We start from the raw sequence: 13016 nt of genomic DNA, 5'->3' as shown, positions 1-13016 counted from the left end.
ATCGGAAACTGGATGTCAAGAACCACGACACGATTGAGTGGGCCCGCAGCATTGACTCCGCTCAGGACGGAACGCCGGAACGGGTGGAGCGAGTTTGCGCGCGCCATCGGCCTGCTTGCGATCGGCGCACTGCCGATGGTCGCCGCTCACGCGCAGCAGCCGGCCAGACCCGCCGCGGCGCCCGCGGTCGCGATCGGCCTGTCTGCCGACGCGCGCGCCAATACCGCTGGCGCGACGGCAGCGCGTGCCGACCGGTCCATCAATCTCGCTTTCTTCGATGCATCCGATGTGCCCGTCGGCGAGCTTCAGGCGTTCGACGCCGTCGTTCTCGACCCCGCGAAGGGATTCGATCCCGCTGCCCACCCGTTGAAGCACACGGTCTGGATCGCACGCACGGACGGGTCTGAAGCGCCAGGTGCGCCCGCCGATTTCGTCGCGGGGCAGATCGAGCCGCTTTGGCAACGCGGCTATCGCGGCTTTCTGCTCGACACGCCGCACACGATCGCAGCGATCGACGCCATTCACGCAGCGCATCCCGACGCGCGCCTGATCGTCGGCGGCCCGAAGGCGCTGCAGGCGGCCGGGCCGCATGCCGGTGCGCTGTACGCTGTGGTCGGCGAATCGCTGGTGCGCGGCGTCGACGAAACCGGCGGGCAGCCGATCGAAGTGCCGGATGCCCTGCGCGAGAGCCGTATAGCGGACGCACGCGCCTTCATGCTGCAGACCGGCGTGCCGGTCGTGTCGCTCGAATACTGTGCCGGCGCGGACCGCGAGTGCGCCCGCACGACTGCCGCCAGGGTGACCGCGACGGGCATCGTCCCCTTTGTGACGGACGTGGCGCGCGACGTGGTCGGTATCGGGGCTATCGAGGTGCTACCGCGCAAGATTCTCATCGTGCAGGACCGCGATACCAAAGAGCCGCTCGACGGCACGCCGGGTGTGCGCGATCTCGCGATGCCGCTCAACTACCTGGGCTATGACGTCGAGTACGCCGACTTCGATTCCTCGCTGCCGGCCGGCATCACGCCGGACCGCTATGCGGGCGTGGTAGCGTGGTTCCAGCGGGACGCGGTGCCCGATGCGGAGCAATGGCGCCATTGGGTCGCGGGACGTATCACGGATCACGTGCCGGTCGTGTTCCTTGGACAGTTCGGCTTCGACGCCCCGGAAGACGGCGGCGCCGTGCTCGACCTCGAGGCCGTGCCGGGCACGCCAACGGGGCCGGTCACGGTGGTGGCGCAGGATCCGCTGGTGGGTTTCGAAACCAGCCCGAAGCCGGATGCACGCGATCTGGCTGGCGTGCGCGTCGGCCCGAAGAGCCGCTCGCTGCTGCGCGTATCGGCCGACGGCACCGTGCTCGACCAGGTGGCGATCACGCCGTGGGGCGGCTATGCGTTGAGCCCGTACACGGTCGAGTCGCTCGTCGGCGTCGACCAGGAGCGCTGGGCCATCGAGCCGATCGCATTTCTCAGCGCAGCATTGCGTCTGCAGACGATGCCTTCGCCGAGCGTGACGACCGAAAACGGCCGGCGCCTCTTCATGAGCCACGTCGACGGCGATGGCTTCGCGTCCCGTGCCGAGTTCCCGGGCGCGGACTTCTCGGGCGAGGCGCTCTACCAGCAGATTTTCACGCGCTACAAGGTGCCGATGACGCTCTCGGTCATCGAAGGTGAGGTGGGGGCGAAAGGCCTGCATCCGGATATCTCGCCGCGCCTCGAACAGATCGCCCGCAAGATGTTCGCGCTGCCGAATGTCGCCATCGGCACGCATACCTATTCGCATCCGTTCGAGTGGGACAACGTCGACGCAACCGGCCAGCGGGTGGATCGCGGCGGTGGCGATGCCGCGTTCTCGCTGAATATTCCGGGCTACAAGTTCAACATCGACCGCGAAATCAGCGGCTCGATCGATTACATCAACGAGCGCCTCGCGCCCCCGGGCAAGAAGACGGTCGTGCTGCAATGGTCAGGCGACTGCCAGCCGCCGGGCATCGTGGTGCGCAAGGTGTATGAGGCGGGCGTCTTCAACCTCAATGGTGGCGACACCGTCATTACGAAGACGGACAACAGCTGGACCAATATCGCGCCCATCGGCGTCGACAAGGGTCCCGGCGCGTACCAGGTCTACGCGCCGAATCAGGACGAAAACGTCTACACGAACGAGTGGCTCGGACCGTTCTACGGCTTCACGCGCGTGCTCGAAACCTTCGACATGACGGAGAAGCCGCGCCGCTTCAAGCCGATCGACGTGTACTACCACATGTACAGCGGCACCAAGGTCGCGTCGTTGCGGGCGCTGGACCAGGTCTTCACGACGGTGCTGAAGCAGGCGGTGCTGCCCGTGCACATCACGGACTACATCAGCAAGGTGCTCGACTGGCGTTCCTTCGCGGTCGCGCGCGGGGTAGGAAGCCATGAAGGCGAGTGGGTGGTGCGCGGCAACGGCTTCGTGCGCGAACTGCACTGGCCGAAGACCGAAGCGCCGGCACTCGCTTCATCGGTGGGTCTAACCGGCTTTGCGCCGGGACCTGACGGCACCTATATCCATCTCGACGACGGCAGCGCGCACTTCTCGTTTGCCGCGATAGATGCGGCACGTGGCAAAGAGGCTGGCGCCAGCGCGAAGCTCCCGTATATCGCCGAGGCCAACGGCTTCGTGCGCCGCTTCGAACGGACGCCAACGGGCGTGCGCTTCGAATTCGGCGGCTACTACCAGCCGTTCGTGAGACTCGCTAACGCGCAGATGTGCAGCGTGAGCGTGGATGGGCGCGCGGTTTCCGCCCAACGCGATGGCGGCGCCCTGCGGTTCGACACGGCAGGCGTTGCCGGACAGCAGGTGGAGTATCGACCCGTCGAGATTGCCTGTGGCCGCTAATCCTCCCAGTCAGCGTCCCCGTATCGCGCCTCCGTGGCTCGTGATGCTGCTCGCAGCCGTCGTGCTGCTGATCTTCTATGCGGCCTGGCCGCGTGGCGGCCTGCGCGAACGCATGCTGGCCAGCACGACGCCGAGCGAGCTGAGCGTCGCCTACCTCGAAGCATGGCTGAGAGTGCAGCCCGCGAATCCGGAATTCCTGGCGTTGCTCGGCGAGCAGTACGCGCACCTCGGCCGTCTCGACGACGCCTTGCACGTTGCAGAGCGGATGGACGCGCTGAACAGCGAGCCGATGCACCGCAAGGCGACCCTGCTGCGGCTGTCGATCGCCGAGCAGGAGACCTTTGCGATTCCTCCGGACGATCCGCGTCGCGCCGCGGCGTTTGCGAAGCTTCGTGCGCAATTGATGGTTGCGGCCGGCTTGACGTGGTCCACGCCTGATCTCGAGTCGCTGGCGCAGCGCGCGGCATCCGCCGATGCACCGCAACTGGCGATGCAACTCTATGAACGTCTCGTCGAGCAGGATCCGGCCCGGCACAGTCACTGGAATGCACAGGTCTCGCGCTTCGCGCTGTTTGTCGGCGACTATCGGCAGGCAGCCAATGCGTGGTTCCGGGAGCAGGCCGCAGCGGCTACGCTCGACGAACAGCGCCGCGACTTTCTGGCAGGCATCCGCGCACTGCAGTCCGGCAACCTGTTGAGCGAGGCGCTTGCAGCGGCCGACCAGCATATCGGCGCGCTTGCCGACGACAGGGACACGCTGATCGCGCTGCTGAACCTGGCGCGCGCCGCGAACCGGCCGGATCTCTCCGACCGCTATGCAAAGGCGCTTGCCCGTTTCGCCGCCGTGCGACCGGAAGGCGCAATGGCGATGCGATACGCCTCATTCGCCCGGCCGCGCATGGCTGACGTTGGCAACGAAGAGCCGTATGCGTACATGGACGGTCCGCAGGCGAGCGGCCGTTCGCGCAAGCGTGTTGACGCTGGCACTTCGGGACGGCCTGCGGTGCGTGCATGGCGCGTGGCAGCAACGACCGACACGATGAATCCCGCCGCAGCCCCGGGCGCTGCGGCTTCAGTGGTTGCGGCAGGCAAGGCGGCTACGTCTGGAAATGGCGACGTGGCGAGTCTGGTCTTTCAGTCGTTTGTCGAAGCGGGCGACCTGGCGAGCGCCCAGAAGACAGCCGGCGAACAGGTTGCGCACGATCCACGTTCTGCGCTCTGGCTCCGGCGTCTTGCACAGGTAGCGGAATGGAACCACGCGTCGCCGCTCGCACTGAAATCATGGCTGGCTTATGCCGAGACGTCGAACGATCCGGCCGCGTGGGCGAATGTGCTGCGTATCGCGCCGATGCTCGACGACGACAACGCCTATATCGCCGCGCTCGTGCATGCATCGCATGCCGAGCCGGACAACCTGAAGCTCGTGGACGACGTTGTCGCGACTTACGAACGTCTCGGCCGCCCCGAAGATGCACTGGCGTTCCTCACGGCGCATCCGCGCGCGAGCGAGGGCGACGCAATCGACGACCGCATGGGTATGCTGAACGAGCGGTCTGGGCACGACGACGCAGCGCTCGCGGTCTATCGACGGTTGCAGCAGCACAGCCCGGGCAACGCAACGTACGCGCTGCGCACGGCGAGCCTGCTGTACCGGCATGGCGACTACAAGGGCGCGTTCGACGCGCTGCAGAAGGCGCGCGGCGGCGCGAAGGACGACGACGACGCGTTCTGGCGCAACTATGCGCAGCTCGCACGGCTGTTGCAGCAGGACAAGCCGGCCAACGACGGCTACGCGCATCTGCTCGCGGCGGGCACAGCAACAGCCGAAGACCTCGGCGACATGGCGTACTTCTACGACCCGTGGCCGATCGACGCGGCGCGTACCTCCGAGTTGCAGTACAGGCGCGACGGCACGCCGCGTGCGTTGCAGAACGCGCTCTACTACTACACCGAAGCGCAGGCGATGGACCGCGTCGCCGCGCTGCTCGCGAGCCTTTCTCCGGAGCAGCTCGCAGCGGCGGAAAGTGATCCGGGGTTTCTCGGCGCGCGCGCGGAGTACTACCGGCTGACCGATCGTCCGCTCGATGCGCTGCATGACCTGCAACGCGCGGTGAAGCTGCCCGGCGCGCCCAACGAACTGCGCACGGCGCTGCTGTGGATGCTGATCGACTACGGCAGCGACAGCGAACTGCGCGCGGCGCTGTCGGCGTGGCGCAACGCGGCGGCCGGCTCTTCGTCGCTGTGGGAGCCGTTTGCCGCTGCCGAGCTGCGACTCGACCGTCCGCAGGCGGCGCTCGGCTATCTGCGTCTGGAAGCGGCCACGATGTCGCGCGATCCACTGTGGCTGCTCGCCTATGCGGATGCGCAGGAAGCGGCCGGCCGGCCCGACCCTGCCTGGTCGATCCGTCGCAAGGTCTGGGTCCAGATGCAGAGCGAAGAGCAGACCGTGGTATCGAATGGACGCGGCGCCAGCGCTGCCCTCAAGCGCCATGCGGGCCGCGATGCCGACGCCCGCGAGCAGCTCGCGGGTCAACGCGTGACGCTGGCCGCGATCTTCGAAAGCGGCGACGTGTCGAAGGCGCTGCTCGACGATCTGTTCGCACACGACCCAAGCCGCCAGACAACGCCGCTCGAACGCCGCACGATGCTGGGCGACGTGCGTGGGCTGCCGCCGGTCGCAGCGGCGTCGGACGCGGCTGCGGGTAACGCGGACGGGGGCCGGCTCAAGTCTGCCGTGGCGAAGGACGTCGCGGTGGCGTGGGCGCTGTCGACCGAATCGCAGCCGCTGGCGAAGCGCTGGCTCGCACGTCAGTATGCGAGCCGCCTGCTTCAGCCCGGCGACGCGAGACTGGCGATCGCGCTCGCCGATAACGATGTGACGACCATGAACCAGCTGCTCGACCGCGAAGGCGGCCGGCTGCCGATCGACAACCGGATCGATGCCCTGTCCGCGGTGGACCGGCCGGGCGCCGCGCAGAAGCTCGCATACAGGGGTCTCGAAGGCGCGCCGGACAATACCGACCTGCATACGCGGGTGGTGGACACGGCGCTTCTATGGCCGCAGTCGATCGACGCCACGGTGACGAGTTACGTCGAGCATCCGCTCGACTACATCGAGCAGACGCTTGGCGCGAGCCGCAAGATCGCGGATCGCTACATGATCGGCGTGACCGGCACGCAGCGCTTCCAGTGGTCTGCCGACCAGACGCAGCTGACCAATGTACCGGGCGTCGACCGTTCGATCGACTTCTTCGCGCGACGTCAGACGCTCGACACGGCATTCCAGGTAACGGCGGGACGGCGCGAGGCGCTCGACAGTTTTTACACACTCGCACTGGACGCCGAAGCGGGCCGCCGCAATTCGCCGCTGCGCTTCACGGTGCACGCGGGCCGCAACGAAACCGCCACCGAGACGCAGACGCTGCAGGTGGGCGGCATGAAGGACAACGTGATCGGCGGCATCGTCTATCAGCCGACAGAGCGCATCCAGGTGTCAGGCACGGTCGAGGCCGACCGCTTCTACAGCCAGGCTCGCTCGTTTCTGGGCAGCGGGATCCTGGCGACCGGCGAGATCGCTTACAAGCTGCATATCCAGTATCCGGACTACACGCTGCGGCTCGTGGGCATCCGCGGCCGCTATGCCGCGAGCGGCCAGCCCGACGCGCTGATATCGAGTCTCGTGCCGCCGGCAGAAGGGCTGGCAGGCTCGTTCATACCGGACACCTACGCGCAGTACGGGCTCTTCTTCGGCTTTGGCAACGATCTGCTCGAGCAGTACACGCATCGCTGGCGTCCCTTCTTCGACGCCGGCATCGTGCACGACTCGATTCAGAGATGGGGCCCGCAGGTCAGCGTCGGCGTGGCGGGCACCGTGTTCGGCGGCGATCACGCGGCGCTGTATCTGGAGCATGAACGCGTGTCGCGCCTTGGGACGCCTGTCACCGCGATCGGGGCGCGCTACAGCTGGTTTTATTGAAGTTCGTATCACCGGGGCGGGCGAAGCGGCGGTTAGCTCTGACGCGCTCCCATTAACAGACACAGACAATTCGACGTTATTCGAGGAGCAGTTCCATGATCGGTATCGAGAGGTTTGCCCGCCGGGCTTCGTGGTGCGCCGCAGTGGCGGCTTCAGTGTTGGTCGTGGCCGCCTGCGGCACGATCAGGAAGACGGATGCGCCGACGCTGGCGGCCGCGGATACGGTGGCGGTCGCGCCGATCGCCAACTTCACCGAGACACCCGACGCCGGCCGCAGCGCCGGCTCGATCGCGGCGAATGCATTGCGTGTAAGCGGCCTGACCGACGTGCGCCTCGCGCCAGCCGATGCCGGCGCGAACGCGATGTTCGATAGCGCGCCGCGCGACAGCACCGAGAAGAAACTGGAATGGGCGCGCTCGCAGCACGTCCGGTATGTGTTGACCGGCGCGGTCGAGGAATGGCGCTACAAGGCCGGTGTAGACGGCGAGCCGGTGGTGGGCGTGACCTTCGAACTGATCGATGTGTCGACCGGCAAGGTCGTGTGGAGCGCAACCGGATCGCGCACGGGCTGGAGCCGTTCGGGCCTGTCGAGCATCGCGACTGCGCTGATCGGCGATGTGCTGTCGCCGCTGGGCGCGCATCGTTGAGCTTGCAACAGTCGGCAGAAAGCTCTTCATGAGCACCTCGACAAGTCATAAGGAACAGGCCGTGAATATCGCAGCCATGCAATCCGCCTCCGGCGCATCGAAACAGCGCAATGCCAATCCGTTCGGCAACCTCGGCCGGGTGCGCCGCTTTCTGGCTCCTGCCGTGGCGCGGCCATTCGCTGTCGTCGAGACGATCGTCTTTATGGTGATCGTGTGCGGCCTCGCGTGGCTGGTCGAGCCGCGCGATCCGTTGCTGCTGGGCGCGGGCTTTCCGTGGCTGTGGCTCGCACCGCTCGTCATCGCGCTGCGCTACGGCGCCTTGCTGGGTCTTTTCGCCGACGCGTTGCTGCTCGCCGTGTGGCAGCTGTTCTATCCGCATGGCAGCGTGTTTCCTGTGATGGTCTTCGCGGGCGGAACCATCGAAACGATCCTCGTCGGTCACTTCGGCGACACATGGGGCAGCCGTGCCGCGCGCGCGTCCGCCCTCAACGACTATCTGAACGACCGTCTCGTCGCGTTGACGAACAGTCACTATCTGCTGCGTCTGTCGCACGAAAGGCTTGAAAAGGATCTGCTGTCGAAGCCGACCACGCTGCGCGATTCGATTACCGAATTGCGCCGCCTGTCGGTCGAGGGCAGTGCGCAGACCGCTTCGACCGGTGTCGCAGGAACGGTGCAAGGGCAGATGCAGGGCGAAACGCAAGGCAAGCTGCCGGGCGCACATGGCCTGCTCGAGTTCGTCGCCCAGGCGTGCCAGATCGAAGTGGCGGCTGTCTATCCGGTGCGCGGCGGGCGGCCGCTTGCCGAGCCGGCTGCACGCATTGGCGACAGCTTCGAGTTCGATCCCAAGGACGAACTCGTTACTCACGCAATCGCCACGCAGGCCATCGCGCACCTGAAAAGCGCAGACACCCGGCTCGCGAATTCGCAGTACCTGGTGTGTGCACCGCTCGTGTCCGCCGACGGCGTGCTGCTGGCGCTGCTGGTCGTCAAGCGCATGCCATTCCTGTCGCTCAACTTCGACAATCTGCAACTGCTGCTCGTGCTGCTCGGTTATTACGCCGACGGCGTCAAGCATGCAACGTTCGTGCAGAAGATCGTCGATTCGGTGCCCGGCTGCCCGTCCGATTTTGCGCTCGACCTTGGCCGCCTCACGCGCCTGCAACGCGACGCGGGCGTCGCTTCGTCGGTGGTTGCGCTCGCGTTCCCGCGCGACGAAGCCGGCGATTCGCTGTTCGAGCACGTGATGCGCCGCCGCCGTTCGCTGGACGTGATGTGGCCGGTGCGCAGCGCGACGCAATCGGTGCTCGTCAACCTGATGCCGGCCACCGATACGACCGGCATCGACGGTTACCTCGCGCGTATCGAAGGGAGCCTCGCGGCGCAATTCAATACCGATCTCGAACAGGCGCGCATTGGTGTGCACACGTTGCACCTCGACGGCGCAGATCCTGGCCAGGCGCTGTTACGTCTTCTCAAGCGAAGCGGCGTCGATGTCTAAAGCCCGGACCCTCATCGTCGCGGCCCTGCTGGCCGCGCTCGCCCTGTTTGCGCAGGGCGCGGCGCTTGCGCAGCTCCTGCACCCCGTGCGGGGCGTCGATCCATTGCTGCTTTTCTTCGTGCTTCAGGCACTCGCCGGTCTGGCGGAAGCCGCCGTCTTTCACGCGCTTTTACCGGCGCGCTACCGGGAACCGCGCGCATGGTCGCTGCTGTTGCTGTGGCTCATGTGCACCTTCGTGCCGTTCGGCGGAGGCCTGATCGTGCTTGCAAGCTGCATCTGGGCGGCCTGCTTCCCCGGCTCGAAAGAAAGCGGACTGCTGGGCGACGTGGCGCGCCCCGAGTTCGTCACATGGCTCGTGTCGCGTGTCTCGCACGGCGGCGGCGCGCGCCTGCAGGCGCGGCTCGCCAACACCCAGGTGCCCGCCACCGACCGCCTCTCCGCACTGGTCGCCATCCAGGGCATGCCGACGCGCACGACAGGTACGTTGCTGCGCGAACTGCTCGCCGATCCGCTGGAAGACGTCCGCCTGATTGCCTACGGCACGCTCGATCATGCCGAAAACGAAATCATGCAGAAGATCTTTCATACCGGCAAAGCGCTGGAGGCCGCGGCCGACGACAGCGAGCGCCACGCGCTGAACCGGCGTCTCGCGGAATTGCACTTCGAGCTGGTGTATCAGAACCTCGTTCAGGGCGCGGTGTATCGCCATACGCTCGAACAGGCGGATCGCTATGCCCGTGCCGCGCTCGCCGCCGACGGTTCCGACGCCGCGCTATGGCTGATTCGCGGCCGCCTGGCGCTCGCCGACGGCAAGCCGGAGGAGGGGCACGCGTGCATGTCGCGCGCCCAGGCGCTTGGCTTTCCGCGTGAACGGCTGGTTCCCTGGCTGGCCGAAGTGGCGTTCCTGAACGGCGACTATCCGCAGGTTGCCGCGCTGCTTGCTTCGCTCGGCAATGCGGCCGTGCTGCCTACACTCAAACCGGTTGTGAGTTACTGGTCATGACGAAACTGTCCCTGCTGCGCCGGGCCGCCGACGCCGATGTCTGTCTTCTCCTCGAAGGCACGTTTCCGTATGTGCGCGGCGGCGTATCGAGCTGGGTCAACGAAATGGTGCGGGCCTATCCGTCCACCCGTTTTTCGATCGTGTTTATCGGCAGCCGCGAAGAAGACTATGCGGGCGCTGCGTATGCGCTGCCTGAGAACGTCGTGCATTTCGAAACGCATTACCTCTACGAGCACGGCGCCGCCGACGAGCGTCAGCCGCACGCAATGGATGGGGACGCCGCCGCGTTCGACCGATCGGCGCAATTGCACGCGGCATTGCGCGACCCGGGTGGCGAACAGGACGCCGGTGTGTTGATGGCCAGCATGATTCCGATGCTCGGCGAGAGCGGGGCGTTGAGCGAGGCGCAATTTCTGACCAGCCGGCGGGCATGGCAGAACATCGTCGACCAGTACGAGCAGTACTGCACCGACCCGTCATTTACCGACTACTTCTGGACCGTGCGCATCATGCACAAGCCGCTGTGGCAACTCGCACGCGTTGCGGAACAGCTGCCGCCGGCGCGTGTGTATCACACGGTGTCGACGGGCTATGCCGGTTTTCTCGGCGCGATCCTGCATCACCGCACGGGGCGTCCGCTGCTCGTGTCCGAGCACGGCATCTATACGAAGGAACGCAAGATCGATCTGCTGCAAAGCCGCTGGATTCGCGACAATCGCGGCGTGTTCGAGCGCGACATCTCAAAGGTCAGCTATTTTCGTGAACTGTGGGTGCGCTTCTTCGAGGCGATCGGCAAGCTGGCCTACGATGCCGCCGACGAAATCGTCGCCTTGTACGAAGCCAATCGCCAGCGCCAGATTGCCGACGGCGCAGAGGCCGGCCGGACCCAGAGCATTCCGAACGGCATCGACGTCGACGGTCTCGCGTCGCTCGTCGGGAAGCGCGGGTCGGGTCCGCATCGCGTAGTCGCGCTGATCGGCCGGGTGGTGCCGATCAAGGACATCAAGACCTTCATTCGTGGGATTTTCATCGCGTCGCGGACCTTGCCGGATATCCAGGGCTGGATTATCGGGCCGGAAGAGGAAGATCCGGCCTACGCGCTGGAATGCCGCGCGCTCGTGGAGAGCCTTGGCCTGGGCGGCAACGTGAGGTTTCTCGGCTTTCAGCGCATTGACGACGTGCTGCCCAAGATCGACGTGATTGCGCTGACGTCGATCAGCGAGGCGCTGCCGCTCGTCGTGCTGGAAGGCTTCGCGGCTGGCGTGCCCGCCATCACCACCGACGTGGGATCGTGCCGCCAGCTGATCGAAGGCGAAGGCGATGAAGATCGCGCGCTGGGCGCGGCGGGGCTCGTCGTGCAACTCGCGAATCCGGCGGCTTTCGCGTCGGCCGTGCTGTCGCTGCTGGGCGACGATGCCCGCTGGCTTGCCGCGCAGCAGGCAGGTCTTGCGCGCGTGCGACGCTACTACACCCGCGCGCAGATGGTCGAGCGATATCGCATTCTTTATGACCGTCTGGCTGCCGCGCCCGACCGTGCGGGTGGATCGCACGGCGCGGCAAAGCAGGTCGGGAAGTGCCCGGTGCCGCACGGCGCACGTGCGGCCGCCACCGCCACGGATACGCAGGAGACACGCTGATGGCCGGGATTGGTTTCGAACTCCGCAAGATACTGCGCCGCGACACGCTGATCGGCGTCGCGCAGGCTTATGCGTACGCCGGCCTCATCAGTTCAGGGCCGCTCATCCTGTCGATCTTCGGCATTCTGATCATTGGCGTGCTGAGTCTCGCGTCCGTGATACCGAAATTCGCGATCGTCGAATTCCAGGTCTCGGTGACCTACATCATCGCGCTCAGCCTGATCCTGACGGGACCGCTGCAGCTTTCGTTCACGCGTTTCATTTCGGACCGCCTGTTCGAAAAGCGTGCCGACCTCGTGCTGTCGAACTACAACGGCGTCGTGCTGGTGTCGACCATGGCATCCGGGCTGCTCGGGTTCGTCGCGATGGCCGTGGCGTTTCGCGCCGAGCCGCTCGTCTACCAGCTGTTGATGATCGCGGGCTTCGTGGTAGTGAGCAACATCTGGATCGCGGTGATCTTCCTGTCGAGCGTCAAGCAATACCGGCAGATCCTGTTCGTGTTTCTGATCGGCTATGCGTGTACGGTCGCGTTCGCGCTGTTGCTGAACGGGCACGGCCTCGTGGGGCTGCTGGGCGGTTTCGTCGCCGGGCATCTGGTTTTGCTCGGCGGGTTGTCGGGGTTGATCTACCGCGATTATCAAAGCAGCCGCTTCATCTCCTTCGAGGTGTTCCAGAAGCGCTTTGCGTATCCGAGCCTCGCACTCGTGGGCCTGCTGTTCAACCTGGGCGTGTGGCTCGACAAGTTCATGTTCTGGTACGCGCCGGGCACGGGTTCGAAGGTGATCGGACCGCTGCATGCATCGGTGATTTACGACATTCCGGTGTTTATCGCGTATGTCTGCGTGATGCCCGGGATGGCGACATTTCTGGTGCGCATCGAAGCGGATTTCGTCGAGTACTACGACGCCTTTTTCGATGCCGTGCGTAATGGCGCCACGCTGCGCCATATCAACGACATGCGGGACATGATGGTCGGCAGCGTGCGCACGGGCCTCTATGAAATCATCAAGGTTCAGGCCATCGCGCTGCTGCTCATCGTCGCGTTCGGACAAAGGCTGCTCGAAGCGCTGCATATCTCGGCGCTCTATATGCCGTTGCTGATCGTGGACGTGGTGTCGGCGAGTCTGCAGGTGTTGCTGCTTGGGCTGCTGAATGTGTTCTTCTATCTCGACGGACGCCGTATCGTCCTGAAGCTGACAGCGGCGTTTGTCGTGCTGAATGGTCTCTTCACCGGCGTCACCCTCTGGCTGGGTCCCGATTCGTATGGATACGGCTTTGCGCTCGCGCTGCTGGTGGTCGCGATAGCCGCAGTTACCGTGCTCGATCGAAAATTTGCGTCGCTCGAATATGAGACTTACATGCTGCGTCAGTAGAGTGT

General features: G+C 65.6%; 7 protein-coding genes. All 7 read left to right on the top strand.

Annotation, left to right across the window (positions count from 1 at the left end; all coding sequences use genetic code 11):
- Window positions 1-12: 12 nt before the first annotated feature.
- On the top strand, window positions 13-2874 hold the full coding sequence (locus B0G77_RS20400; RefSeq protein WP_243751061.1) for a sugar ABC transporter: 2862 nt from the start codon (window positions 13-15) through the stop codon (window positions 2872-2874).
- Window positions 2864-6850, top strand: coding sequence for a tetratricopeptide repeat protein (locus B0G77_RS20395; protein WP_347814172.1), 3987 nt, complete (start codon window positions 2864-2866; stop codon window positions 6848-6850). Before B0G77_RS20400 ends, B0G77_RS20395 begins: the two co-directional genes overlap by 11 nt.
- A 95-nt stretch (window positions 6851-6945) precedes the next feature.
- A complete protein-coding gene (locus B0G77_RS20390; protein ID WP_133663751.1) occupies window positions 6946-7497 on the top strand; it encodes a penicillin-binding protein activator LpoB in 552 nt (183 codons plus the stop codon).
- A 28-nt stretch (window positions 7498-7525) separates the two neighbouring features.
- Window positions 7526-8998 carry a PelD GGDEF domain-containing protein gene (locus tag B0G77_RS20385; RefSeq protein ID WP_166656199.1) on the top strand — a complete coding sequence of 491 codons (1473 nt, stop codon included), beginning with the start codon at window positions 7526-7528 and terminating at the stop codon, window positions 8996-8998.
- A complete protein-coding gene (locus tag B0G77_RS20380) occupies window positions 8991-10001 on the top strand; it encodes a hypothetical protein (RefSeq protein WP_133663750.1) in 1011 nt (336 codons plus the stop codon). Before B0G77_RS20385 ends, B0G77_RS20380 begins: the two co-directional genes overlap by 8 nt.
- Window positions 9998-11638: a GT4 family glycosyltransferase PelF gene (gene pelF, locus B0G77_RS20375; protein WP_133663749.1), complete on the top strand. Its 1641-nt coding sequence runs from the start codon at window positions 9998-10000 to the stop codon at window positions 11636-11638. The genes B0G77_RS20380 and pelF overlap by 4 nt, the downstream gene beginning before the upstream one ends.
- On the top strand, window positions 11638-13011 hold the full coding sequence (pelG, locus tag B0G77_RS20370) for an exopolysaccharide Pel transporter PelG (RefSeq protein WP_133663748.1): 1374 nt from the start codon (window positions 11638-11640) through the stop codon (window positions 13009-13011). The genes pelF and pelG overlap by 1 nt, the downstream gene beginning before the upstream one ends.
- The last annotated feature ends 5 nt before the right edge of the window (window positions 13012-13016 follow it).

Origin of the sequence: Paraburkholderia sp. BL10I2N1, assembly GCF_004361815.1 — a bacterium.
Lineage (GTDB): Bacteria > Pseudomonadota > Gammaproteobacteria > Burkholderiales > Burkholderiaceae > Paraburkholderia.
Note: the sequence above shows the minus strand (reverse complement) of the source record. Positions and strands in the feature narration are given on the sequence as shown.